Here is a 23,032-nt window from a genome sequence, read left to right as displayed (position 1 = left end):
ACAATTCGACAGCCCCGGCCATCCGGGTGCGACAGGAGGAGGTTGACATGCATTCCACGCAGATCCCGCCGCAGCAGAAACAGAAACGCCGCCTCAGGCTCACGGTGCTGGCGGCCGCCGCATCGATGCTGGCAGCCGCCTGCGGCTCGGGCGATGACAACAACAACGGCAACGGCAGCAACCCCAATACCAAGCCGGCGAATATCGGCACGGTCACGATCAACAGCTACAACGGCACCACCGACGACCTGCTCACTGCGGGCCTGGGCAAGGACGGCCTGGCCAGCGCCACCGCGCCACTGCCGGCCAATCCCACCGCGCCGACCGCGGCGGAGCTGCGGCGCTATGCGATCCATACCAACTATCGTGCCATCGTCGACACCACCGCCAGCGGCGGCTACGGCTCGCTCTACGGCCCCAATGTCGACGCGCAGGGCAATGTCACCGGTTCCGACGGCAAGGTGGCCGGCGTGGAGTACCTGGCCTTTTCGGACGATGGCTCGGGCCAGCAGAACGTGACCATGCTGGTGCAGATTCCCGCGTCGTTCAACACCTCGAAGCCATGCATGATCACCGCTACCTCGTCCGGTTCGCGCGGCGTCTATGGCGCCATCGCCACCGGCGAGTGGGGCCTGAAGCGCGGCTGCGCGGTAGCCTATACCGACAAGGGCACCGGCGCCGCGCCGCATGACCTGGATACCGACACCGTGCCGCTGATCGACGGCACCCGCGCCACGCGCGCGGCGGCCGGCAAGAACGCGCAGTTTGCCGCGCCGGCGGGGGCCACCTCGCTGGCGGACTTCACCGCTGCCAACCCGCACCGGCTGGCGTTCAAGCACGCGCATTCACAGCGCAACCCGGAGAAGGACTGGGGCAAGTTCACGCTGCAGGCGGTGGAATTTGCGATCTGGGCGATCAATGACCGCTTCGGCGCCGTGTCGGCCAACGGCACCCGCCAGCGCACCCTGGACAAGGACAGGATCGTGGTGATCGCGTCCAGCGTGTCCAACGGCGGCGGTGCCGCGGTGGCGGCGGCCGAGCAGGATGCCGGCGGGCTGATCGACGGCGTGGCGGTGGGCGAGCCCAACCTGAACATGCCGCCCAATACCGGCATCGTGGTGCAACGCGGCGCGACGCCGGTGGCAGCTTCGGGCCGCACGCTGTACGACTACACCACCACGGCCAACCTGCTGCAGCACTGCGCCGCGCGGGCCACCGCGCTGACCCAGGCGCCGTTCTACACCAACCCGGCCACGGCGACGTTCTTTGCCAACCGCTGCCAGACGCTGGCGGAAAAGGGGCTGGTGAGCGGCGCGAACACGGACGAACAGAGCGCCAGCGCGCTGCAGGCGCTGCGTGACGCCGGCTGGGAAGCGGAATCGGACGATCTGCACCCGTCGCTGGCCGTGTTCGACGTGGCCGCCGCGATCTCGGTCAACTATGCCAACGCCTATGCGCAGGCCAGCGTCACCGACCGGCTGTGCGGCTACAGCTTTGCCAGCACGCTGACCGACCTGAAGCCCGCGGCAATCGCACCCGCGGCGCTGGCGTCGATGTTCGCCACCGGCAACGGCGTGCCGCCGCAGCCGCCGGTCCAGCTGATCAATGACCTCGATCCGCAGCATGGCCCGTACCTGAACCTGGCGTCTGTTTCACCGTCGACGCTGCGTGAAGACCTGAACTACGACGGCGCCAACTGCCTGCGCAGCCTGCTGGCCGGCTCCGACGCCGCGGCACGCGCCTTGCAGGCCGGCCAGGCGCTGACGCTGCGCAACGGCAACCTGCGCGGCAAGCCGGCGGTGATCGTGCACGGGCGCAGCGACGGGCTGCTGCCGGTCAACCATACCTCGCGTCCGTATCTCGGCCTGAACCGGCAGCAGGAGGGCGTGACCAGCAAGCTGTCATACGTGGAGGTCGAGAACGCCCAGCACTTCGATGCCTTCATCGGCCTGGTGCCGGGCTACAGCAACCGCTATGTGCCGCTGCACGTCTACCTGAACCGGGCCCTGGATGCGGTCTACGACAACCTCACCGCGGGCAAGGCGCTGCCGCCGTCGCAGGTGCTGCGCACCACGCCGCGCGGCGGCACCCTCAACACGCCCGCGCCGGCGCTGCTGCCGTCCAACGTGCCGCCGTTCGCCGCGTCGCCTGCGGCCGGCAACGCGATTACTGTCAACGCTAATGCCGTACAGGTGCCTGACTGATGAACGATGCCCTGCCGCGCGTGCTGTCGCAGCGCGACTTTGACCGCTTCGCCGCCTTGTCGCACGACGACAACCCGATCCACTGCGATCCGGCCTTTGCCCGTGGCACGCATTTCGGTGCCACCGTGGCGCACGGCATGTTCCTGTTTTCGCTGCTGTGCGCCCACACCTGGCGGCAGCTGCCAGCGCCGGCGTTGCCGGTCGGGCAGACGCTGATGTTCCCCACGCCGGCCTTCGTTGGCGACACAGTGCAGATCGCGCTGGCGCCGCAGCACGCTCCGGCGGGACTGGCGGGCTACGGCACCACCGTTGGCAGCGCGGGCGGGCCGGGCGAGGCGCAGCGCGTCACGGCCGTGGGCGAATCGCTCTGGCTGCCGGATGCCGGGCCGGAGGAACTGGCCCGGCTGCCCGGCGACACGGCACCGGCGCCAGAGGCGGGCGACGCCTCACTGTACGGCCTGCGCCCCGGTCAGGAAGCCGGTGCGGCACGCGCCTTCACCCAGGCGGACCTGGACGACTACATCACCCTGACCGGCGACGCCAACCCCTACCACGCCGATCCGGCCTTTGCCCGCGCGCGCGGGTTTGGCGGGCCGGTGGTGCCGCTGCCGCTGCTGGCCGGCATGTTCTCGGACCTGCTCGGCACGCGGCTGCCCGGACGGGGCACGGGGTGGATGAAGCAGTCGCTGCGCCTCGCTTCAGCCGCGCGGCTGGATGAGCCGCTGACGGCATGCGTGCGCATCATGCGGCTGCGCGCCGGCAAGGACCTGGTCAACCTGGCCAGCGTGGTCACCGGCGCGGACGGGCGCGTGGTGGTGCAGGGCGAATCACTGGTGCTGGTGCGCAACCTGGCGGACAAGGGGGCCTGCCGCGCCGCCTAGCTGCGTATCGCTTGCGGCACTTGCGAGCGTGGGAGCGGCGGTTGTCGACATAGCAGCGGATCGGGGTCATTGCTTGCCGGCGCGGCCTTGAAATGTCGCGACAAAGCCTTATCTTTCGGAAAGACATCCAGTGTCCGGCAGGGCATACGGGCGCTCCGGCAGCGAAGACCGGCGCCGACGCCCCCGCATCAGGACACGACCTTATCCGAGAGAGGGAATCCTTATGCGTCTTGACAAGCTGACCACCCGGTTCCAGGAAGCACTGGCTGATGCGCAAAGCCTGGCACTGGGCAACGACAACCAATACATCGAACCGCAGCACCTGCTGCGCGCACTGCTGGCGCAGGACGACGGCGCCGCCAAGGCGCTGCTGGCGCGCGCCGGCGTCAACGTGCAGGGCCTGCAGACGGCGCTCGACGCCGCCATCAAGCGCCTGCCGCAAGTGCAGGGCACCAGCGAGGTCCAGATCGGCCGCGACCTGGTCAACCTGCTCAACGCCACCGAGAAGGAAGCCATCAAGCGCGGCGACCAGTTCATCGCCAGCGAGCTGTTCCTGCTGGCCGTCGCCGACGACAAGGGCGACGCCGGCCGCATCGCGCGTGAAAACGGCCTGAACCGCAAGTCGCTCGAGTCGGCCATCCAGGCCGTGCGCGGCGGCGATTCGGTCAACAGCGCCGAGGCCGAGGGCCAGCGCGAGGCCCTCAAGAAGTACACCATCGACCTGACCGAGCGCGCCCGCATCGGCAAGCTCGATCCCGTGATCGGCCGTGACGACGAGATCCGCCGCGCCATCCAGATCCTGCAGCGCCGCACCAAGAACAACCCGGTGCTGATCGGCGAGCCGGGCGTGGGCAAGACCGCCATCGTGGAAGGCCTGGCGCAGCGCATCGTCAACGGCGAAGTGCCGGAGAGCCTGAAGAACAAGCGCGTGCTGGTGCTGGACATGGCCGGCCTGCTGGCCGGCGCCAAGTACCGCGGCGAGTTCGAGGAGCGCCTGAAAGCGGTGCTGAACGACGTCGCCAAGGACGAGGGCCAGACCATCGTCTTCATCGACGAGATCCACACCATGGTCGGCGCCGGCAAGGCCGAGGGCGCGATAGACGCGGGCAACATGCTCAAGCCGGCGCTCGCGCGCGGCGAGCTGCACTGCATCGGCGCGACCACGCTGGACGAGTACCGCAAGTACATCGAGAAGGACGCCGCGCTGGAGCGCCGCTTCCAGAAGGTGCTGGTCGATGAGCCGAGCGTTGAAGCCACCATTGCCATCCTGCGCGGGCTGCAGGAAAAGTATGAGCTGCACCACGGCGTGGAAATCACCGACCCGGCCATCGTCGCCGCGGCGGAGCTGTCGCATCGCTATATCACCGACCGCTTCCTTCCCGACAAGGCGATCGACCTGATCGACGAGGCGGCCGCGCGCATCAAGATGGAAATCGATTCCAAGCCGGAGTCGATGGACAAGCTCGAGCGCCGCACCATCCAGCTGAAGATCGAGCGCGAGGCGGTCAAGAAAGAGACCGATGAGGCGTCGATGAAGCGCCTGGAGCTGATCGAGCAGGAAATCGCGCGCCTGGAGAAGGAGTACGCCGACCTGGACGAGATCTGGAAAGCCGAGAAGGGCGCCGCGCAGGGCACGGCCGCGCTCAAGGAAGAGATCGAGAAGGTCAAGCTGGAGATCGCCAAGCTGCAGCGCGAAGGCAAGCTGGACAAGGTGGCCGAGCTGCAATACGGCAAGCTGCCGGGCCTGGAAGGCAAGCTCAAGGCCGCGACCGATGCCGAGGCCAGCGAGCAGAAGCAGCCCAACAAGCTGCTGCGCACCCAGGTGGGCGCCGAGGAAATCGCCGAAGTGGTAAGCCGCGCCACCGGCATCCCGGTATCGAAGATGATGCAGGGCGAGCGCGAGAAGCTGCTCAAGATGGAAGACCGGCTGCATGGGCGCGTGGTCGGCCAGGACGAAGCCGTGCGGCTGGTGTCCGATGCCATCCGCCGTTCGCGTGCCGGGCTTGCGGACGAGAACCGGCCCTATGGCTCGTTCCTGTTCCTGGGCCCGACCGGCGTCGGCAAGACCGAGTTGTGCAAGGCCCTGGCCGAGTTCATGTTCGATTCGGAAGAGCACCTGATCCGCATCGACATGAGCGAATTCATGGAGAAGCACAGCGTCAGCCGCCTGATCGGCGCGCCGCCCGGATACGTGGGCTACGAGGAAGGCGGCTACCTGACCGAGGCCGTGCGCCGCAAGCCGTACAGCGTGGTGCTGCTGGATGAAGTCGAGAAGGCCCACCCGGACGTCTTCAACGTGCTGCTGCAGGTGCTGGACGACGGCCGCCTGACCGATGGCCAGGGCCGCACCGTGGACTTCAAGAACACGGTGATCGTGATGACGTCCAACCTGGGTTCGCAGATCATCCAGTCGATGACCGGCGAGCCGCAGGAAGCGATCAAGGGTGCGGTCTGGCAGGAAGTGCGCACGCATTTCCGGCCGGAGTTCCTGAACCGGATCGATGAAGTGGTGGTGTTCCACGCGCTCGACCAGAAGCATATCGAGTCGATCGCACGCATCCAGCTGCAACGCCTGCAGGCCCGCCTGGCCCGCATGGACATGACGCTGGAGGTGAGCGAGACGGCGCTGGAGAAGATCGCCAGCGCAGGCTACGACCCGGTGTTTGGCGCGCGTCCGCTCAAGCGGGCGATTCAGCAGCAGATCGAGAACCCGGTGGCCCGGGCGATCCTGGAAGGCAAGTTCGCCGCCAAGGATGTGGTGCCGGTGGATTATGTCGACGGGGAGTTCACGTTCGGGCGGAAGCTGGACTAAGGCTACCGTGGCTCGATCGACTGCCGGAGCACACAGGCGGTCGATCATGGTCAGGCCCCTGCGCTGCATCGCAGGGGCTTTTTTTCGTCTTGCCATCGCGCGTTGCGTGTAAGGCGGTCCCGTCCCGTGCAATTTTTTCACGCCACGATGCCGCGGGTCGTCGCCAGCCGCGCCGTTCCGCGCCATCCGCCGAGTGGCACACTTCTCGCGTTGCGGAAGGGTTGAGTTTCCGTACAAGGCGCTGCGCTGACGCAGCCCCATCCCCAAGGAGCCCTTCAATGACCGACAAGCCTTTCCTCTCTGACGTCAAGACATTGCGCGAGCGCGCCCGCAAGCACATCGACGATGGCGCCGTGACCGCGGGCTATGCCGCGGATCGCGATACCGTGCTGAAGCTGCTCAACGATGCGCTGGCCACCGAAATCGTCTGCGTGCTGCGCTATCGCCGACACTACTACATGGCCAAGGGGCCCAACTCGAAGAGCGTCGCCGATGAATTCCTGGCCCATTCCAATGAAGAACAAGGCCATGCCGACCAGATCGCCGAGCGCATCGTCCAGCTTGGCGGCGAGCCCGACTTCGCACCCGACGGCCTGACCAGCCGCTCCCATGCTGAATATGTGGCGGGTACTTCGCTGACGGAAATGATCAAGGAAGACCTGGTGGCCGAGCGCATCGCCATCGACAGCTATCGCGAGATCATCCAGTTCCTGGGAGAACGCGATCCGACCTCGCGCCGGATGATGGAGGGCATCCTGGCGGTGGAAGAGGAGCATGCCGACGAAATGGCTGACCTGCTCGCCCGCCAGGGCGGCTGAGGCGCAGGCGCGGCAGGCTGGCCCGCACTTGACCTTGATCAACCCCAGGTCGCAGGCAAGCCGATAACATTCGTCCTGTCATGGAGATGCGGGGGCGCTCTTCATGACTTGTCTACCCGTTTCCAGAACGGAAACTTCGCCCGCACCGGCTTGCCGGTGCGGGCGTTTTCTTTTTGGGGCGTGACCCATCATCCTCCTTCCGCTCAGCGATGCCGCATGCCCCGTGCGCCGGCATGTCCATATTTCCGTCCGATCTTATGCAAAAAACAGCAAAGGATCGGCGAAACCATTCGTTCCGTTCAGATAGCCCCCTCGGTAGTCTTGCTCCTGACACAAGTCCGCCACCCAAGGCGGACAAGGCAAGAGGCGCCTCGCGCCCATTCACGACACTGACGGGAGCAACACAAGATGATCCGCAAACTGGCTATCAGCCTGGCCGTACTTGGCGCCCTGAGCGCGGCGCAGACCGCTGCGGCCGCCAACCTGCTGAACGTTTCCTACGATCCGACACGCGAGCTGTATGTCGATGTCAATGCCGCCTTTGCCAAGGCCTGGAAGGCCCAGGGCGGCGACGCCGTGACCGTGCGCCAGTCGCACGGCGGCTCGGGCAAGCAGGCGCGCTCGGTGATCGACGGGCTGGATGCCGACGTGGTGACGCTGGCGCTGGGCTATGACATCGACGCCATCGCGGACAAGGGCCTGATCAAGCCGGACTGGCAGAAGCGCCTGCCGCACAACGCCTCGCCGTACACCTCGACCATCGTGTTCCTGGTGCGCAAGGGCAATCCCAAGGGCATCAAGGACTGGGGCGACCTGGTCAAGCCGGGCGTGCAGGTGATCACGCCCAATCCCAAGACCTCGGGCGGCGCACGCTGGAACTATCTGGCGGCGTGGGGCTACGCGCTGCGCCAGCCGGGCGGCAATGACGTCAAGGCGCGCGAGTTCGTGGGCGAGCTGCTCAAGCATGTGCCGGTGCTGGATTCGGGCGCGCGCGGCGCCACCACCACCTTTGTCGAGCGCGGCCTGGGCGATGTGCTGATCGCGTGGGAGAACGAAGCCATTCTGGCGATCAAGGAACTGGGCCCGGACAAGTTCGACATTGTCGCGCCGTCGGTGTCGATCCTGGCCGAGCCGCCGGTGGCGGTGGTCGACAAGGTGGTCGACAAGAAGGGCACGCGCAAGGCGGCCGAGGCCTACCTGCAGTTCCTGTACACCGACGAGGGCCAGGAGATCGCGGCCAAGAACTACTACCGCCCGATCTCGCAGAAGGTGGCGGCCAAGTACGCGGCCAACTTCCCCAAGGTGAAGCTGTTCACCATCGATGAAGCCTTCGGCGGCTGGCAGAAAGCCCAGAAGACCCACTTTGCCGATGGCGGCACGTTCGACCAGATCTACCAGCCCGGCAAGAAATAACCCACGAGACCGGCGCGCCGGGCCGCGTGGGGCGGCCGCGGCGCCGACCGGTCCATCAGAAGAAGGAAGCCCGATGTCCATCCTGACGCTCTCCGGCAGCCCGTCGGTCCAGTCCCGCTCCGGCCTGGTGCTGGCGCACCTGCGTGCCACGCTCGAGGCTGCCGGCGAACGCACCCGCCACCTCGACCTGCGCGAACTGCCGGCGGGTCCGCTGCTGGCGGCACGCGTGGACGACCCCGTCATCGCCGCCGCCACGCATGCCGTGTCCGAGGCGCAGGTGGTGGTACTGGCCACGCCGGTCTACAAGGCCGCCTACAGCGGCCTGCTCAAGGCCTTCCTGGACCTGCTGCCGCAGACCGGCCTGCGCGACAAGATCGTGCTCCCGATTGCCACCGGCGGCAGCCTGGCCCATGCGCTGGCGATCGACTACGCGCTGCGCCCGGTGCTGTCCGCGCTGGGCTCGCGCCAGATCCTGCCCGGCATCTTTGCCGTGGACCAGCAGATCGAATCCTTTGACGCCGCCGGCGTGCGCCAGGCGCGCTTCGATGCCGCGCTGTCCGCGCGCCTGGACGAGGGCGTGCTGCGCGTGCGCGATGCGCTGGCGCATTCCCGCATCGAGGTGCCGCTCGACGTGGTGCCCGGCGCCCTGGTCCAGCGTGCCGCCGCGATCGCGGTGGCCGAGCGATGTTCCGCCTGAACTGACTGATTGACTGAAGTGGCGCCGGCCTGCCCGGCGCGACGGCAGCGACGCCATGCCACCCGCCACGCGGGGCCGGCAGGGATGCGTGCTGCCGCAGCCATCCTGGACATCAATCCGGCCAGCAGGGCATTGCCCCGGGCCATGGAGGACATCGCATGACACTGACGAACCCGTTGCGCACGGCCAACCAGCGCCGCCGCCTGATTACCGCCGCGCTGGTGCTTGCCACCGGCCTGGCCTATGGGCTACTGCCCGGCCGCGCCGAAGCGCAGTCGAAGAACATCGACCCCAAGGTGCTGCGCATCGGCTACCAGAAGTACGGCACGCTGACGCTGCTGAAGGCGCGCGGCACGCTGGAAAAGCGTCTGGTGCCGCAAGGCATCACCGTCAAATGGACCGAGTTCCCCGCCGGCCCGCAACTGCTTGAGGGGCTGAACGTCGGTGCCGTCGATTTCGGCACCGTCGGCGAGGCGCCGCCGATCTTTGCGCAGGCCGCGGGGGCGCAGCTGGTCTACGTCGGCAATGAGCCGCCGGCGCCGGTGGCGGAAGCCATCGTCGTGCCCAAGGGCTCGGCGATCCGTTCGGTGGCGGAACTGCGCGGCAAGCGCGTGGCGCTGAACAAGGGCTCGAACGTGCATTACCTGCTGGTGCGCCAGCTGGAGAAGGCCGGCATCCCTTACAGCGAGATCCAGCCGGTCTACCTGCCGCCGGCGGATGCGCGTGCCGCCTTCGAGCGCGGCGCGGTCGATGCCTGGGTGATCTGGGACCCGTTCCTCGCCGCAGCCGAGAAGCAACTGGGTGCGCGCGTGCTCGCCGATGGCCGCGGCGCGGACGGCAAGAACGTGGTCAGCAACCATCAGTTCTACCTGGCCTCGCGCCCCTATGCACAAGCCAAGCCGGAGATCGTCAGCCTGATCCTGGACGAACTGGCCACGCTGGGCACCTGGGCGCAAAGCAACCCAAAGGAGGCCACCACGGTGCTGACCGGCGAAACCGGGCTGCCGGCCGATGTGCTTGAGCTCGCCGTTTCGCGCTTCTCGTACGGCGCACGCCCGGTCAGCGCCGGGGTGCTGGCCGAGCAGCAGCGCATCGCCGACGCCTTCCACTCGCTCAAGCTGATCCCCAGGCCAGTCAAGGTGGCCGATGCGCGCTGGGACGTGCCGCAGCAGCAGGCGAAGCGATAGCCACCTCCATCGGCAAGAACAATAGGACAACGACATGCAAGTATTCTGGTTCATCCCCACCCACGGCGACAGCCGCTACCTCGGCACTTCGGAAGGCGCGCGCGAGGTCAGCTTCGATTACCTGAAGCAGGTTGCCGTCGCCGCCGATACGCTGGGCTACGAAGGCGTGCTGATCCCGACCGGGCGCTCATGCGAAGACCCATGGGTGGCCGCATCGGCCCTGGCCGCCGTCACGCAGCGCCTGAAATTCCTGGTCGCGGTGCGCCCCGGCCTGATGGCGCCGACGCTGGCTGCACGGATGGCGGCAACCTTCGACCGCATCTCCAACGGCCGGCTGCTGATCAACCTGGTCACCGGTGGCGATACCGCCGAGCTGGAAGGCGATGGCCTGTTCCTGGACCACACCGCGCGCTACGAGGCCTCGGCCGAGTTCCTGCGCATCTGGCGCCAGGTGCTGGCCGCCAGCCATGACGGCGACAAGGTGGACTACGAGGGCAAGCACCTGAGCGTGAAGGGGGCCACCGTCCTTTATCCGCCGCTGCAGCAACCGCATCCGCCGGTGTACTTCGGCGGTTCGTCGGCGCCGGCGCATGCGCTGGCCGGCGAGCAGGTCGATACCTACCTGACCTGGGGCGAGCCGCCCGCTGACGTGGCGCAGAAGCTCGACGACGTGCGCCGGCAGGCCGCGCGTCATGGCCGCACGGTGAAGTTCGGTATCCGCCTGCATGTGATCGTGCGCGAGACCGAAGCCGCCGCCTGGGCTGCCGCGGACGACCTGATCAGCCGGCTCGATGACGAGACCGTGGCGCGTGCGCAAGCCGTGTTCGCCAAGATGGATTCCGAAGGGCAGCGCCGCATGGCCGCGCTGCACGCGGGCGGCGCGCGCCGCACGCGCGAGGCGCTGGAGATCAGCCCCAACCTGTGGGCTGGCGTTGGCCTGGTGCGCGGCGGTGCCGGCACCGCGCTGGTCGGCGATCCGCACACCGTGGCCGAGCGCATGCGTGAATACGCCGAGCTGGGCATCGACACCTTCGTGCTGTCCGGCTACCCGCACCTGGAAGAGACCTACCGCTTTGCCGAACTGGTGTTCCCGCTGCTGCCGCGCTCGGTGCGCGACAAGCTGCCGGGCAAGGTGCTGTCGGGCCCGTTCGGCGAAGTCATGGCGACTGGCATCGTGCCGCGCGCCGCGCAGAGCTGAGGGGAGGGCAACCATGAACGCTCCTCTATTGCAGCCGCTGCGCCAGGGACCTCGGGCGCTGGCGCGCGCGCTGGCTCCGTGGATCGTGCCGGTGCTGCTGATCGTTGTCTGGCAGCTGGCCTCGCAGAACGGCTGGCTCTCCAGCCGCGTGCTGCCGGCCCCGCTGGCCGTGGTGCAGGCCGCGTGGGAGCTGGCGCGCTCGGGCGACCTGTGGAAGCACGTCGGGGTCAGCACCTGGCGCGCGCTGGTGGGGTTTGCCATCGGCGGCGGGCTGGGCCTGCTGCTGGGGCTGCTGACCGGCACCTTCCGCACCGCGGCCACGCTGCTCGACAGCTCGCTGCAGATGGTGCGCAATATCCCGGCGCTGGCCTTGATCCCGCTGGTGATCCTGTGGTTCGGCATCGACGAGACCGCCAAGCTGTTCCTGGTGTCGCTGGGCGTGTTCTTCCCGGTCTACCTGAACACGTATCACGGCATCCGCTCGGTCGATACGGGGCTGGTGGAGATGGCGCGCAGCTACGGCCTGTCCGGCTGGCAGCTGTACCGCGAGGTCATCCTGCCCGGCGCGCTACCGGGCATCCTGGTAGGCGTGCGTTTCGCGCTCGGGTTGATGTGGGTGGTGCTGATCGTGGCGGAGACCATCTCCGCGCAATCGGGCATCGGCTACATGACCATGAACGCGCGTGAGTTCCTGCAAACCGACGTGGTGCTGGTGGGCATCCTGCTCTATGCGCTGCTGGGCAAGCTGGCCGACTGGCTGTCGCGCGGGCTGGAGCGCTACTGGCTGCGCTGGCATCCGGGCTACGCCGCGGCCTGACCGGCCCGTCGTCCCAATCAAGCAAGGAGATCGAGATGCAGATGTATCCGGTAGAGCAGGCTGCGCTGGTGGAACTGGAAGCGGGCCTCGCGCGCCGCGAGGCGGCACAGCCGGCGGCAGAGGCGCCGCGCAAGGCAGGTGGCGTGGCGCTGCACGTGCGCCAGGTGGTCAAGCGCTATGACGGCCGCGAAGTGCTGCACAACGTGGCGCTGGACGTGGCGCCGGGCGAGTTCCTGGCGATTGTCGGGCGCAGCGGCTGCGGCAAGAGCACGCTGCTGCGGCTGGTGGCGGGACTGGAAGCAGCCGATGGCGGCAGTATCACCGTCGACGGTGAATCCGCGGCGAAAGGCCGCGCGCGGCACGCCGACGTGCGCGTGATGTTCCAGGACGCAAGGCTGCTGCCGTGGAAGCGCGTGCTGGACAACGTCGCGCTGGGCCTGCCGCGCACACGCCGCGGTGAAGCCGCCGATGTGCTGGCGCAGGTGGGCCTGGCCGACCGCGCCAGGGAGTGGCCCGCGCGGCTTTCCGGCGGCCAGCGCCAGCGCGTGGCCCTGGCGCGCGCGCTGGTTCACCACCCGCAGTTGTTGCTGCTGGATGAACCGCTGGGCGCGCTGGACGCGCTCACGCGCATCGAGATGCAGGGGCTGATCGAATCGCTGTGGCGCCGCCTTGGCTTCACGGCGCTGCTGGTTACGCACGATGTGTCGGAGGCAGTGGCGCTGGCCGACCGCATCGTGCTGATCGAGGACGGCCGCATTGCCATGGATGAGCGCGTGGCGCTGGCGCGCCCGCGCGAACGCGGCGCGGCGGGCTTTGCGCAGCTGGAGGCCGCGGTGCTGCAGCGGGTGATGCGGCAAGCGCCGCAGGCGCAGGTACCGTCGCATGCAGGTGCGCATGCCGACCCGGCCGCCACGACCGCGCCGCTGAACGTGAGCTGGGCAGCGTGACCGTGCCACCCGCGGCAATGTGCGCCGCGCATATCGACAGGCCGTAATCTTCATTCGCTCGCGCGCGCTGACCTCCTATCATGAGCAGGCAGGCCGATGCGGTGCGACCGCACAGAGGGCGCATGGCGCGCCCGTCATCACTAATCCGACCAAGGGGCCGAGGGGCCCGGTCAACCCAAGGAATGCCATGCCAGGCGTGCATGAACCCGCGGGCGCAGTGCCTGCGCTCCAACGTTATCTGGAATCGCTGCCGCGCCAGCCGCTGGCTGACCGGCAATTGTGGCGCGACGCGCGCGGGCAGGTGCAGGGCCAGTTCTTCAACTGCTCGCTGACCAGCGCGTTCGAGCCGCTGGTGACGCTGGCAGACCGGCAGGTGGTGGCGCATGAAGGTTCGATCCACACCTACGCAGAGGACGGCGTGGGCCTGGCGGCATGGAAGCTGTTTGCGATGGCGGCCGACGACAACACCCTGGTGTCGCTGGACCGGCTTTCGCGCCTGCTGCATGCCATCAACTACTTTGCCGCCGAGGGCGAGCACAAGCTGGTGCTGAACGTGCATAACCGGCTGCTGGCCGCGGTCACCGATGACCACGGCGCTGCCTTCCGGCGCGCATTGCAGTCGCTGGGGCTGCCGCTGGAGCGCTTTGTGATCCAGGTGCCGGCCAGCGCCAATGACGACCTGGCATTGCTATTGCATGTCGTTGGCAACTATCGGCGCAACGGCTTCGCGGTAAGCCTGCAGGCGTCGGATCCGGCGGAAGCCGGTGCGCTGATGGCGCACGCGTTGCCGGACTGGCTCAAGCTGGACATGCGCCGCACCTGGACCGACCGCCAGCTGTCGGGCCTGCGTGCCAGCGCGGCCAACGCCGGCGTAACGCTGATCGGGCGGCGCCTGCAGAACGCCGAAAGCGTCGAGCGCCTGCAGGCCGCGGGCATCGGCCTGGGGCAGGGCGCCTTCGCCGGCGCGCCGGTCAGTGCGGCAGGGCTGCGCACAGGCCTGGCGAGCGCCGCGCATGCATTGGACAAGGAGGTGGTATGACCCAAGCGAACCGGCTATCCGGCGGCCATGGCACGCGCCTGGACATTCCGCGGCACCTGCAGGTGCTGACTGTACCGGGGCTGCACGGCAGCGGCCCGGGACACTGGCAGAGCCGCTGGGAGCAGCGCTTCCCCGACTGGCAGCGGGTGGAGCAGCACGACTGGTCGCGCCCCAGCCTGCCGCTGTGGGCCGAGCGCGTCTCCGAAGGCGTGATGCGCGCCCAGCGCGTGGCCGCGCGCGGCGCGGTGCTGGTGGCGCACAGCTTCGGCTGCCTGGCGTCGTTGCGCCAGGCGGCGCTGGATCCGGTCGGCATTGCCGGCGCATTGCTGGTGGCGCCGGCAGATCCGGACAAATTTGGCGTGGCGGCGCTGCTGCCGACCTACCGGCTGCCGTTCCCGACCATCCTGGTCGCCAGCCGCAACGACCCCTGGATGCCGCAGCGCACCGCTTTCAGCTGGGGCACGCTGTGGGGCAGTGAACTGGTCGATGCGGGCAGCCTGGGCCACATCAATGCCGATTCCGCACTGGGCGAGTGGCCTGAAGGCCTCGCGCTGCTCGATACCCTGATCCAGCGTATCGCGCAGGCAGGCGATACCGGCTCCATAAGTGAATCATCCGGCGCCTGGGAGTCGGGCATCGAGGTAGTGTCTACTATCCCTTATATCTAAACCGTCTAAGAAAATTCATAAAGATTCGTTCTGTTTATAAGGATGACTCTGCAGAATCTGTCTCGTAGGCCGGCGCAATATGCGCTGGCGTCATAAAGAACGGCCCGCCGGGGCCAGCCATCATGGTCCGGCGGCGCACCGCTCACAGACGAGACGACATGCCTCCATCCATTTCCCTCGCGGACACGCCGCCAGCCGCCCCTCGCGCCCCTGATTCCGGCGCCGCGCGCGCGCCGCGCAGGCCGTCTAGGCAGCGTTTTACGGTGCTGCCCGGCTTCGGCCTGTCGCTGGGCTTCACGTTGTTCTACCTGACGCTGATCGTCCTGATCCCGCTGTCGGCCACGTTCCTGAAGACCTTCACGATGACGTGGGACGCGTTCTGGACCTCGGTCACGGCGCCGCGCGTGGTGGCGTCGCTGCAGCTGAGCTTTGGCGCGTCGCTGGTGGCGGCCATCGTCAATACGGTGTTCGGGCTGGTGGTTGCCTGGGTGCTGGTGCGCTACCGCTTCCCGGGCAAGCGCCTGATCGACGCGCTGGTGGACCTGCCGTTCGCGCTGCCCACTGCGGTGGCCGGTATCGCGCTGACGGCGCTGTTTGCCGGTAATGGCTGGATCGGCCGCTATCTCGAGCCGCTTGGCATCAAGGTCGCGTTTACGCCGCTGGGCGTGGTGGTGGCGCTGACCTTTATCGGCCTGCCGTTCGTGGTGCGCACGGTGCAGCCGGTGCTGGAGGATGTTGAGCAGGAGCTGGAGGAGGCCGCTGCCAGCCTCGGCGCCAACCGCCTGCAGACTTTCCAGCGCGTGATCCTGCCCGCCATCCTGCCGGCGCTGCTGACGGGGTTTGCGCTATCGTTCGCGCGCGCCACCGGCGAGTACGGCTCGGTGGTCTTTATCTCCGGCAACATGCCGATGGTGTCCGAGATCGCGCCGCTGATGATCTATTCCAAGCTGGAGCAATACGACTACGCCGGCGCCACCGCGGTGGCGGTGGTGATGCTGGTGATTTCCTTCGGGCTGCTGCTGCTGATCAACCTGCTGCAGGCCTGGACGCGCCGCCATCAATCCGGTGTGCGCGCCGCGCTGGCACCTGAAGCGCCCGCCACGGGCAAGGAGTTCTGACATGGCCGGCGCAGTTGCGGGACGCCTGGGCGGGCAAGCCAACGCCCAGGCCCATCACAGGTTTGACGCTACCGGCGAAGCGCCGTGGGTACGCTACACGCTGATCACGGTGGCGGTGCTGTTCCTCACGCTGTTCCTGTTCGTGCCGCTGGCTTCGGTGTTCTATGAAGCCTTGCGCAAGGGCGTGCAGACCTACTGGGAAGCGTTGATCGAACCCGACGCACTCGCCGCGATCCAGCTCACGCTGACGGTGGCGGCGATCGCGGTGCCGCTGAACGTGGTGTTCGGCGTGGCGGCGGCCTGGGCCATCGCCAAGTTCGACTTCCGCGGCAAGAACCTGCTGATCACGCTGATCGACCTGCCGTTCTCGGTGTCGCCGGTGATTTCCGGCCTGGTCTACGTGCTGCTGTTCGGTGCGCAGGGCTGGCTGGGACCGTGGCTGGAAGCGCACGACATCAAGATCATGTTCGCGGTGCCGGGCATCGTGCTGGCCACCATCTTCGTGACCTTCCCCTTTGTTGCGCGCGAGCTGATCCCGCTGATGCAGGCGCAGGGCAGTGAAGAGGAAGAGGCCGCGATCGTGCTGGGCGCCTCGGGCTGGCAGACCTTCCGCCATATCACGCTGCCCAATATCCGCTGGGGCCTGCTGTATGGCGTGATCCTGTGCAATGCGCGGGCGATGGGCGAGTTCGGTGCGGTCTCGGTGGTATCGGGCCATATCCGCGGGCTGACCAACACCATGCCGCTGCATGTTGAGATCCTCTACAACGAGTACAACTTCGCGGCGGCCTTTGCGGTGGCTTCGCTGCTGACGCTGCTGGCGCTGGTCACGCTCGGCATCAAGACGCTGGTGGAATTGCGCGCCCGCAAGGAAACCGAAGAGGCTGCACCAGAGCGGCCGCTGGCAAGTTTGCAAGGACAAGCATCATGAGCATCCAGGTCAAGAACGTAGAGAAGCGCTTTGGCGACTTTGTCGCGCTGGACAACGTCTCGCTCGATTTCGACGAAGGCGAGCTGACCGCGCTGCTGGGGCCGTCCGGCTGCGGCAAGACCACGCTGTTGCGCATCATCGCCGGCCTGGAGCGCGCCGATGCGGGCCAGATCGTGCTGGCCGGGCGCGATGCCTCGGACCAGCATGTGCGCCAGCGCCAGGTGGGCTTTGTGTTCCAGCACTACGCGCTGTTCAAGCATATGAGCGTGTTCGAGAACGTGGCCTTCGGCCTGCGCGTCAAGCCGCGCGCCGAGCGCCCGAGCGAAGCGCAGATCCGCGACAAGGTGCGTTCGCTGCTGGAGTTGGTGCAGCTCGACTGGCTCGCCGACCGCTACCCGTCGCAGCTCTCCGGCGGGCAGCGCCAGCGTATCGCGCTGGCTCGCGCGCTGGCGGTGGAGCCGCGCGTGCTGCTGCTGGACGAACCGTTCGGCGCGCTCGATGCCAAGGTGCGCAAGGAGCTGCGCCGCTGGCTGCGCCGCCTGCACGATGAACTGCACGTGACCAGCGTGTTCGTCACCCATGACCAGGAAGAGGCGCTGGAAGTGGCCGACCAGGTGGTGCTGATGAACCGCGGCCACGTGGAGCAGTACGGCTCGCCCGAGGCCGTCTACAACCATCCGGCCACGCCCTTCGTGTTCGGCTTCCTCGGCAACGTGAACCTCTTCCACGGCCGGCTGGAAGTGGGCGAGAGCGGCGGCCTGCTGCATACCGGTGAAGCGGTGCTGCCGGTGGTCGGCAGCGGCCATGAAACCGCCGGCGACGCGGTGGCCTATGTGCGCCCCCATGACCTCGACCTGGAACGCTATTCGCCCGGCGCCGACGGCATTGCCGTGACGCTGCGCCGCGCGCTGACGCTGGGCCCGGTGGCGCAGCTTGAACTTGAACGTGAAGACAACCAGGACGTGATTGAAGTCGCGCTGCCGCTGGAGCGCTTCCGCCATGCGGGCTTCCGCGAAGGCGAACTGCTCGCGGTGCGCCCGCGCCAGCTGCGCGTGTTCACGCAACCGCGTACCACGTCCACCCAACAGGAAAAGGCGACGTCATGAACTTCCAGCAACTCCGATCGATCCGCGAGGCGGTGCGCCGCCAGTTCAACCTGACCGAAGTCGCCAACGCGCTCTACACCTCGCAGCCCGGCGTGTCGCGCCAGATCCGCGAGCTGGAAGAAGAACTGGGCGTGGAGATCTTCGAGCGCTACGGCAAGCGCCTGACCGGCCTGACCGAGCCCGGGCGCGAGATCGTGCGCATCGTCGAACGCCTGCTGCTGGAGGCCGAGAACCTGCGCCAGGCCGGCGACGAATACGCCGGCCGCCATACCGGCCGCCTGACCGTTGCCACCACCCACACCCAGGCACGCTATGCACTGCCGCGCGTGGTGCAGGCCTTCCGCCGCGAATACCCGCATGTGACGCTGGCACTGCAGGAGGCGTCGCCCACGCATATCGTTGAGCTGCTGCTGACGGGGCAGGCCGATATCGGCATCGCCACCGAGGCCCTGGCCACCGAGGCCGGGCTGACCTCGTTCGAGGCCTACAGTTGGCAGCACGTGCTGGTGGTCTCGCCCGGCCATCCGCTCACGCGCCTGCCCGAGCCCACGCTCGAAGACGTGGCCGGCTTCCAGCTCATCACCTATGACGCCGGCTTCACCGGCCGCCGCAAGATCGACAGCGCCTTTGCCGAGGCCGGCCTGCAGCCGGAGATCGTGCTGACCGCGCTGGACGCCGACGTGATCAAGACCTACGCCGAACTGGACCTGGGCGTGGGCATCATTGCCTCGATGGCCTATGACGAGCGCAAGGATTCCGGCCTGGTGCGGATCTCGGCCGACCACCTGTTCGCGCCCAACACCACCAGCGTGGCGGTGCGGCGGGGCGCCTACCTGCGCGGCTATGCGCACGCCTTTATCAACATGTTCGCGCCGCACCTGTCGCCCGACACCGTCAGCAGCGCGCTGTCCGAGCAGGAGCGCCAGGCCCTGGCGGCCTGATTCCGGCCTGGCTGTGGCCATCGCCAGGCGGCGCAGGGGGCACCCGGGCGCTGCCTGACAGCCGCCGTCCGCCCCGGCACGGTGCCGTTCGCGCCCCGTGCCCGCCGTTCGTCGCAAGAGACTTTCTTCGTGCCCGGGTGAGGGGTACATTCCTTGCACGTGCCCGCGGCTTGCCATCCGGCGAGCGCCGTACGTGTACCGCAGTGCAACAAAGTTTGCGCGCGGCCGCCGGTCTGCAAGGGCCGGACAAGGGAGACAGAGACGATCATGCGCGACGACGAACCGCTGCTGCGCTGGCAGTGGCGCGGCTATGCCCGCAACCACCAGCATCCCCGCAACCTGCTGCTGCATATCGTGGCCGTGCCGATGTTCATGGCCGGCACCGTGCTGGGCCTCTACGGCCTGTTGCGCCTGAGCCTGCCGGCGGTGGCGCTGGGGCTGGTGTGCATGGGCATGTCGATGGCCCTGCAGGGCCGGGGGCACCGGCTGGAAGCCCACGCGCCGGAACCCTTTGCCGGGCCGGCGGACATCGCCGGCCGCATCCTGGCCGAGCAGTGGATCACCTTCCCGCGCTATGTGCTGTCCGGCCAATGGTGGCGCGCGCTGGCCGGCCGGCGTGCCGGGCAGGGTGGCTGAGGTGGCCCGCGCTGCCCGCCTCATCACATTCCCGTTGCGCCAGGCTCAGTCCGCGCTAACATGAACGCCATGGACCGCTGCTTCTCCAACGTCGCCACCGCCATCCCCTCCCGGCTCAATATCCTCGGCCGCGACCTGCTGTTCGTGCTGTGCATGAACTCGGTGATCGCCATCAGCCTGAACTACGGCTTCCAGACCGGCGGCAGCCTGTGGCACAACTTTGTCTACAGCCAGCTGATCGGCTTGTCGATCTGGGTGCTGATCGACATTCCGCGCGTGGTGATCTGGTGGAACGACCGGCCGCGCCGCTGGCCCTTCCTGCTGCTGGCCGCCGCCGCGGTGCCCGCGGGCGTGGTGTTCGGCAGCTGGGCCACGCGCGTGGCGCTGGACCTGCCGCCCAAGTCGGCGGACGAAGCCGGCGGCATGCTGCGCATGTGCCTGGTGGTGGGCATGCTGGCCGCGGCCTCGATGATCTATTTCTACTGGTCGCGCGAGAAGCTCGCATCCCTGGAGCGCCAGGCCGCGCTGGACGCCCTGCAGCGCGAGGAAGCCGAAAAGCAGCTGGTGCGCGCACAGCTGATGGCGCTGCAGGCGCAGATCGAGCCGCATTTCCTGTTCAACTCGCTGGCCAACCTCGACGGGCTGATCGCCACCGACCCGCCCGCCGCGCGCCAGCTGCTGCAGCGCCTGATCGGCTTCCTGCGCATGTCGCTGGCGCATACCCGCGCCGAGCAATGCACGCTGCGGCAGGAGTTCGAGCTGCTGCGCAGCTACCTGGACATCCAGGGCATGCGCTTCGGCCAGCGGCTCTCGTTCGACATCGACCTGCCGCGCGAACTGGCGAAGGTGGAGATCCCGCCCATGCTGATCCAGCCGCTGGTGGAAAACGCGGTCACGCACGGCATCGAGCCCTGCATGATCGGCGGCCATATCCGGCTGTCGGCGCGCGCGGCCGGCGACAATGCGGTGCAGGTCATCATCGCCGATACCGGCGTGGGCTTCGGTCATGCCTCGGGCAAGGGCTCGGGCCTGGGCATCACGCATGTGCGCGAGCGGCTGGCGCGCATCTTCGGCGCGGCGGCCTCCATGCAGATGGAGGAGAACACCCCGCGCGGCGTGGTGGTGCGGCTGACGCTGCCGCTGGAGCGCCCGGCCGAAGCGCCCACCCTGACCCAGACAGTCACCAGCGTGCCGGAGGGCATGCCAGTATCGGCCCCAGCCATGCAACGGCTCTGAGGCGCCCCGCCTGCCAGCAAGCCTGACAAGACGAACGGCTGGCACCGCCCGTGGCGGTGCCGCTGACAACGCCAGGACCCATCCACCACCCCAACGCCCCCATGACCCCGACCCTTCTGATCGCCGACGACGAAGCGCTGCTGGCGCGCGTGCTGGAATCCGAACTGATGTCGCTGTGGCCCGAGGCCCGTATCGTTTCCGTGGTCCACGACGGCGTGGCCGCGCTGGCGGCGGCGCGCGAGCACCAGCCGCGCGTGGCCTTCCTGGATATCCGCATGCCGGGCATGAGCGGCATGGATGTGGCGCGCGAACTGATCGAATTCGACACCCCGCCACTGGTGGTCTTCGTGACCGCATACGACCAGTTCGCGCTGGAGGCGTTCGAGCGCGCCGCGGTGGACTATGTGCTCAAGCCGGTCCAGCGCGAACGGCTTGAGGCCACGGTGCAGCGTCTGAAGGACCGCCTGGCCGGCCCCGCCGACGATGAAGACACCGAGGCCGAAGCCTCGATCGCGGAGACGGACCGGCTTGGCCAGCTGCTGGCGCGGCTGGAATCGCTGGAGCACGCCACGCCAGGCCCGGGCGGCGCGCCGCAGCGGCAGTACCTGCGCTTTATCAAGGCACTGGTGGGGCAGGAGGTGCGTATCATCCCGGTGGACGAAGTCATCTACCTGGAGGCCACCGACAAGTACGTCAACGTGGTCTCCGGCGCCGGCGAAGCGCTGATCCGCACCAGCCTGCGCGAGCTGACCCAGCAGCTGGACCCGGAGCGCTTCTGGCAGGTGCACCGCGGCACCGTGGTCAACATCACCTGCGTGGCCAGCGCGGTCAACCAGTCGCTGGGACGGCTGTCGCTGCGGCTGCGCGACCGTCCTGAACTGCTGCCGGTGGCGCGACAGTACGCGCACCTGTTCAAGCAGATGTAAGCGCGGTTGGCGGGAGGCGTGGCCGCCACCTGGCTGCAGAGGACAGGGGTTTTCCTCTATGATGCGGGCTTCGGCCCGTATTTTTTTGGGCTGCCGCCTTCCGTCCTGCCGCATAGCCCCTGCCACCAGCGCCATGTCCACCGCCGCACTCGATCCCACGCGCAACCCTCTTCGTCATGACGCCCAGGTGATCGGGCTGGTTGGCCTGGCTCACGGGGTCTCCCACTTCTACCACCTGCTGCTGGCTCCGCTGTTCCCATGGATCAAGGCGGAATTCGGCCTGAGCTATGCCGAGCTGGGCCTGCTGATGACGGTGTTCTTCGCGGTCTCGGCGGTGGTGCAGACCGCGTCCGGCTTTGTGGTCGACCGCTTCGGCGCGCGGCCGGTGCTGTTTGCCGGGCTGGCCTTCCTGGGCGCCGCGGCCTTGCTGCTGTCGACCAGTTCCGGCTACGCCGCGCTGCTGTTCGGCGCGGCCGTGGCGGGGCTGGGCAACGGCGTATTTCACCCGGCCGACTTCACGCTGCTGAACAAGCATGTGTCGCAGCCCCGGCTGGGACACGCGTTTTCGGTTCACGGCATTTCCGGCAACCTGGGCTGGGCGGCGGCGCCGCTGTTCCTGGTGGCGATCGCCAACCTCGCCAGCTGGCGCGTGGCGCTGGCGGCGGCCTCGGCAGTCGCCTTTATCGTGCTGGCCGTGCTGGTTGTGCTGCGCCATGTGCTGGACCCGCGCGAAGTGCAGGGCGCCGTGGGCCGGCCCGCGGCCAAGGCTGCGGCCGGGGTGGCCACATCCGGCGGCAGCGTGCTGGGCTTTCTGCGCCTGCCGCAGGTGTGGGTGTGCTGGGCCTTCTTCCTGCTGACCACGTTCTCCGCGGCCGGCATCCAGAGCTTTGCCCCGACCGCGCTGACTTACCTGTACGGCATGCCGTTCACGCTGGCGACCGCGTCCTACACCATCTACATGCTGTGCAGCGCCGGCGGCATGATCGTCGGTGGCTTTGCCGCCGGCCGCACCAGCAACCATGACCGGCTGATCGCGGTGAGCTTCACGGTATCGGGGCTGATGGCGGTGCTGGTCGGGTTGAACCTGGTGCCGGCGCTGCTGGTGCCGGTGCTGATGGGCGTGATCGGCTTTGGCGCCGGTACCGCCGGGCCGTCGCGTGACCTGCTGGTGCGCGCCGCCGCCCCCGCCGGTGCCACCGGGCGCGTCTATGGCGTGGTCTACTCGGGCCTGGATATCGGCCTGGCGTGCGGCCCGCTGTTCTTCGGTGCGCTGATGGATGCAAAGCTGCCGGCCTGGGTGTTCTTCATGATCGGCGGTTTCCAGCTGCTGTCGATCTTCACCGCGGTGACAGTGGGCAACGGCAACCGCTCGCGCCGCGGCGCGGCGGCGGGCCAGGCGGAGGCCGCCTAGCCCGGGCCGGGCCACCCAAGCACCGCCTTCCGAATTCGATTGCCTG

Annotated in this window: 20 protein-coding genes; all 20 read left to right on the top strand. The window is 68.1% G+C overall.

Annotated elements, in window-relative coordinates:
* The first annotated feature begins 47 nt into the window (after nucleotides 1-47).
* The 20 genes from phaZ2 (at nucleotide 48) to C265_RS10595 (ending at nucleotide 22,986) form a co-directional block, all read left to right on the top strand.
* Nucleotides 48-2,204 (top strand): D-(-)-3-hydroxybutyrate oligomer hydrolase, encoded by a 2,157-nt coding sequence (gene phaZ2, locus C265_RS10690; protein ID WP_010810490.1) that lies wholly within the window; start codon nucleotides 48-50, stop codon nucleotides 2,202-2,204.
* Nucleotides 2,204-3,085, top strand: coding sequence for a MaoC/PaaZ C-terminal domain-containing protein (locus C265_RS10685; RefSeq protein ID WP_010810491.1), 882 nt, complete (start codon nucleotides 2,204-2,206; stop codon nucleotides 3,083-3,085). Before phaZ2 ends, C265_RS10685 begins: the two co-directional genes overlap by 1 nt.
* A 223-nt stretch (nucleotides 3,086-3,308) precedes the next feature.
* Complete coding sequence (clpB, locus tag C265_RS10680; protein ID WP_010810492.1) at nucleotides 3,309-5,897, top strand: ATP-dependent chaperone ClpB; 2,589 nt, start codon at nucleotides 3,309-3,311, stop codon at nucleotides 5,895-5,897.
* A gap of 278 nt (nucleotides 5,898-6,175) precedes the next feature.
* A complete protein-coding gene (locus C265_RS10675) occupies nucleotides 6,176-6,715 on the top strand; it encodes a bacterioferritin (protein ID WP_010810493.1) in 540 nt (179 codons plus the stop codon).
* A 408-nt stretch (nucleotides 6,716-7,123) separates the two neighbouring features.
* Nucleotides 7,124-8,128: a sulfate ABC transporter substrate-binding protein gene (locus tag C265_RS10670; RefSeq protein WP_010810494.1), complete on the top strand. Its 1,005-nt coding sequence runs from the start codon at nucleotides 7,124-7,126 to the stop codon at nucleotides 8,126-8,128.
* A gap of 73 nt (nucleotides 8,129-8,201) precedes the next feature.
* Entirely contained in the window at nucleotides 8,202-8,825 is a 624-nt protein-coding gene (ssuE, locus tag C265_RS10665; RefSeq protein ID WP_010810495.1) for an NADPH-dependent FMN reductase, read from the top strand.
* A gap of 158 nt (nucleotides 8,826-8,983) precedes the next feature.
* On the top strand, nucleotides 8,984-10,012 hold the full coding sequence (locus C265_RS10660) for a sulfonate ABC transporter substrate-binding protein (protein WP_010810496.1): 1,029 nt from the start codon (nucleotides 8,984-8,986) through the stop codon (nucleotides 10,010-10,012).
* Between the two features lie 34 nt (nucleotides 10,013-10,046).
* The gene (gene ssuD, locus C265_RS10655) at nucleotides 10,047-11,210 is read left to right on the top strand and encodes an FMNH2-dependent alkanesulfonate monooxygenase (protein ID WP_010810497.1); all 1,164 of its coding nucleotides are present in this window, start codon (nucleotides 10,047-10,049) and stop codon (nucleotides 11,208-11,210) included.
* A 13-nt stretch (nucleotides 11,211-11,223) separates the two neighbouring features.
* Entirely contained in the window at nucleotides 11,224-12,027 is an 804-nt protein-coding gene (gene ssuC / locus C265_RS10650; RefSeq protein WP_011615571.1) for an aliphatic sulfonate ABC transporter permease SsuC, read from the top strand.
* Between the two features lie 35 nt (nucleotides 12,028-12,062).
* Nucleotides 12,063-12,974 carry an ATP-binding cassette domain-containing protein gene (locus C265_RS10645; protein ID WP_010810499.1) on the top strand — a complete coding sequence of 304 codons (912 nt, stop codon included), beginning with the start codon at nucleotides 12,063-12,065 and terminating at the stop codon, nucleotides 12,972-12,974.
* A 187-nt stretch (nucleotides 12,975-13,161) separates the two neighbouring features.
* Nucleotides 13,162-14,013 carry an EAL domain-containing protein gene (locus tag C265_RS10640; RefSeq protein WP_010810500.1) on the top strand — a complete coding sequence of 284 codons (852 nt, stop codon included), beginning with the start codon at nucleotides 13,162-13,164 and terminating at the stop codon, nucleotides 14,011-14,013.
* Complete coding sequence (locus C265_RS10635) at nucleotides 14,010-14,681, top strand: alpha/beta hydrolase (RefSeq protein ID WP_010810501.1); 672 nt, start codon at nucleotides 14,010-14,012, stop codon at nucleotides 14,679-14,681. Before C265_RS10640 ends, C265_RS10635 begins: the two co-directional genes overlap by 4 nt.
* A 158-nt stretch (nucleotides 14,682-14,839) precedes the next feature.
* The gene (gene cysT / locus C265_RS10630) at nucleotides 14,840-15,799 is read left to right on the top strand and encodes a sulfate ABC transporter permease subunit CysT (RefSeq protein ID WP_037024088.1); all 960 of its coding nucleotides are present in this window, start codon (nucleotides 14,840-14,842) and stop codon (nucleotides 15,797-15,799) included.
* Between the two features lies 1 nt (nucleotide 15,800).
* Complete coding sequence (gene cysW / locus C265_RS10625; protein WP_010810503.1) at nucleotides 15,801-16,730, top strand: sulfate ABC transporter permease subunit CysW; 930 nt, start codon at nucleotides 15,801-15,803, stop codon at nucleotides 16,728-16,730.
* On the top strand, nucleotides 16,727-17,836 hold the full coding sequence (locus tag C265_RS10620) for a sulfate/molybdate ABC transporter ATP-binding protein (RefSeq protein ID WP_010810504.1): 1,110 nt from the start codon (nucleotides 16,727-16,729) through the stop codon (nucleotides 17,834-17,836). The genes cysW and C265_RS10620 overlap by 4 nt, the downstream gene beginning before the upstream one ends.
* Nucleotides 17,833-18,777: a CysB family HTH-type transcriptional regulator gene (locus tag C265_RS10615; RefSeq protein ID WP_010810505.1), complete on the top strand. Its 945-nt coding sequence runs from the start codon at nucleotides 17,833-17,835 to the stop codon at nucleotides 18,775-18,777. The genes C265_RS10620 and C265_RS10615 overlap by 4 nt, the downstream gene beginning before the upstream one ends.
* A 267-nt stretch (nucleotides 18,778-19,044) precedes the next feature.
* Nucleotides 19,045-19,413: a terminase gene (locus C265_RS10610; RefSeq protein ID WP_010810506.1), complete on the top strand. Its 369-nt coding sequence runs from the start codon at nucleotides 19,045-19,047 to the stop codon at nucleotides 19,411-19,413.
* 60 nt (nucleotides 19,414-19,473) lie between these two features.
* The gene (locus tag C265_RS10605) at nucleotides 19,474-20,649 is read left to right on the top strand and encodes a sensor histidine kinase (RefSeq protein WP_011615567.1); all 1,176 of its coding nucleotides are present in this window, start codon (nucleotides 19,474-19,476) and stop codon (nucleotides 20,647-20,649) included.
* Nucleotides 20,650-20,750: 101 nt separating this feature from the next.
* Nucleotides 20,751-21,575, top strand: coding sequence for a LytTR family DNA-binding domain-containing protein (locus C265_RS10600; RefSeq protein WP_010810508.1), 825 nt, complete (start codon nucleotides 20,751-20,753; stop codon nucleotides 21,573-21,575).
* 133 nt (nucleotides 21,576-21,708) lie between these two features.
* A complete protein-coding gene (locus C265_RS10595) occupies nucleotides 21,709-22,986 on the top strand; it encodes an MFS transporter (protein WP_037024085.1) in 1,278 nt (425 codons plus the stop codon).
* The last annotated feature ends 46 nt before the right edge of the window (nucleotides 22,987-23,032 follow it).

The organism is Cupriavidus sp. GA3-3 (genome assembly GCF_000389805.1).
GTDB classification, from domain to species: Bacteria; Pseudomonadota; Gammaproteobacteria; order Burkholderiales; family Burkholderiaceae; genus Cupriavidus; species Cupriavidus necator_D.
This window is presented reverse-complemented; position numbering and strand designations above follow the sequence as displayed.

Coding starts and splice junctions, on each gene's coding strand:
- ssuE (WP_010810495.1), top strand. CDS start 8,202: ATGTCCATCCTGACGCTCTCCGGCAGCCCGTCGGTCCAGTCCCGCTCC.
- C265_RS10600 (WP_010810508.1), top strand. CDS start 20,751: ATGACCCCGACCCTTCTGATCGCCGACGACGAAGCGCTGCTGGCGCGC.
- clpB (WP_010810492.1), top strand. CDS start 3,309: ATGCGTCTTGACAAGCTGACCACCCGGTTCCAGGAAGCACTGGCTGAT.
- ssuD (WP_010810497.1), top strand. CDS start 10,047: ATGCAAGTATTCTGGTTCATCCCCACCCACGGCGACAGCCGCTACCTC.
- C265_RS10660 (WP_010810496.1), top strand. CDS start 8,984: ATGACACTGACGAACCCGTTGCGCACGGCCAACCAGCGCCGCCGCCTG.
- C265_RS10640 (WP_010810500.1), top strand. CDS start 13,162: ATGCCAGGCGTGCATGAACCCGCGGGCGCAGTGCCTGCGCTCCAACGT.
- cysT (WP_037024088.1), top strand. CDS start 14,840: ATGCCTCCATCCATTTCCCTCGCGGACACGCCGCCAGCCGCCCCTCGC.
- C265_RS10645 (WP_010810499.1), top strand. CDS start 12,063: ATGCAGATGTATCCGGTAGAGCAGGCTGCGCTGGTGGAACTGGAAGCG.
- C265_RS10670 (WP_010810494.1), top strand. CDS start 7,124: ATGATCCGCAAACTGGCTATCAGCCTGGCCGTACTTGGCGCCCTGAGC.
- C265_RS10635 (WP_010810501.1), top strand. CDS start 14,010: ATGACCCAAGCGAACCGGCTATCCGGCGGCCATGGCACGCGCCTGGAC.
- C265_RS10675 (WP_010810493.1), top strand. CDS start 6,176: ATGACCGACAAGCCTTTCCTCTCTGACGTCAAGACATTGCGCGAGCGC.
- C265_RS10595 (WP_037024085.1), top strand. CDS start 21,709: ATGTCCACCGCCGCACTCGATCCCACGCGCAACCCTCTTCGTCATGAC.
- cysW (WP_010810503.1), top strand. CDS start 15,801: ATGGCCGGCGCAGTTGCGGGACGCCTGGGCGGGCAAGCCAACGCCCAG.
- C265_RS10610 (WP_010810506.1), top strand. CDS start 19,045: ATGCGCGACGACGAACCGCTGCTGCGCTGGCAGTGGCGCGGCTATGCC.
- C265_RS10685 (WP_010810491.1), top strand. CDS start 2,204: ATGAACGATGCCCTGCCGCGCGTGCTGTCGCAGCGCGACTTTGACCGC.
- C265_RS10615 (WP_010810505.1), top strand. CDS start 17,833: ATGAACTTCCAGCAACTCCGATCGATCCGCGAGGCGGTGCGCCGCCAG.
- ssuC (WP_011615571.1), top strand. CDS start 11,224: ATGAACGCTCCTCTATTGCAGCCGCTGCGCCAGGGACCTCGGGCGCTG.
- C265_RS10620 (WP_010810504.1), top strand. CDS start 16,727: ATGAGCATCCAGGTCAAGAACGTAGAGAAGCGCTTTGGCGACTTTGTC.
- phaZ2 (WP_010810490.1), top strand. CDS start 48: ATGCATTCCACGCAGATCCCGCCGCAGCAGAAACAGAAACGCCGCCTC.
- C265_RS10605 (WP_011615567.1), top strand. CDS start 19,474: ATGAACGCCATGGACCGCTGCTTCTCCAACGTCGCCACCGCCATCCCC.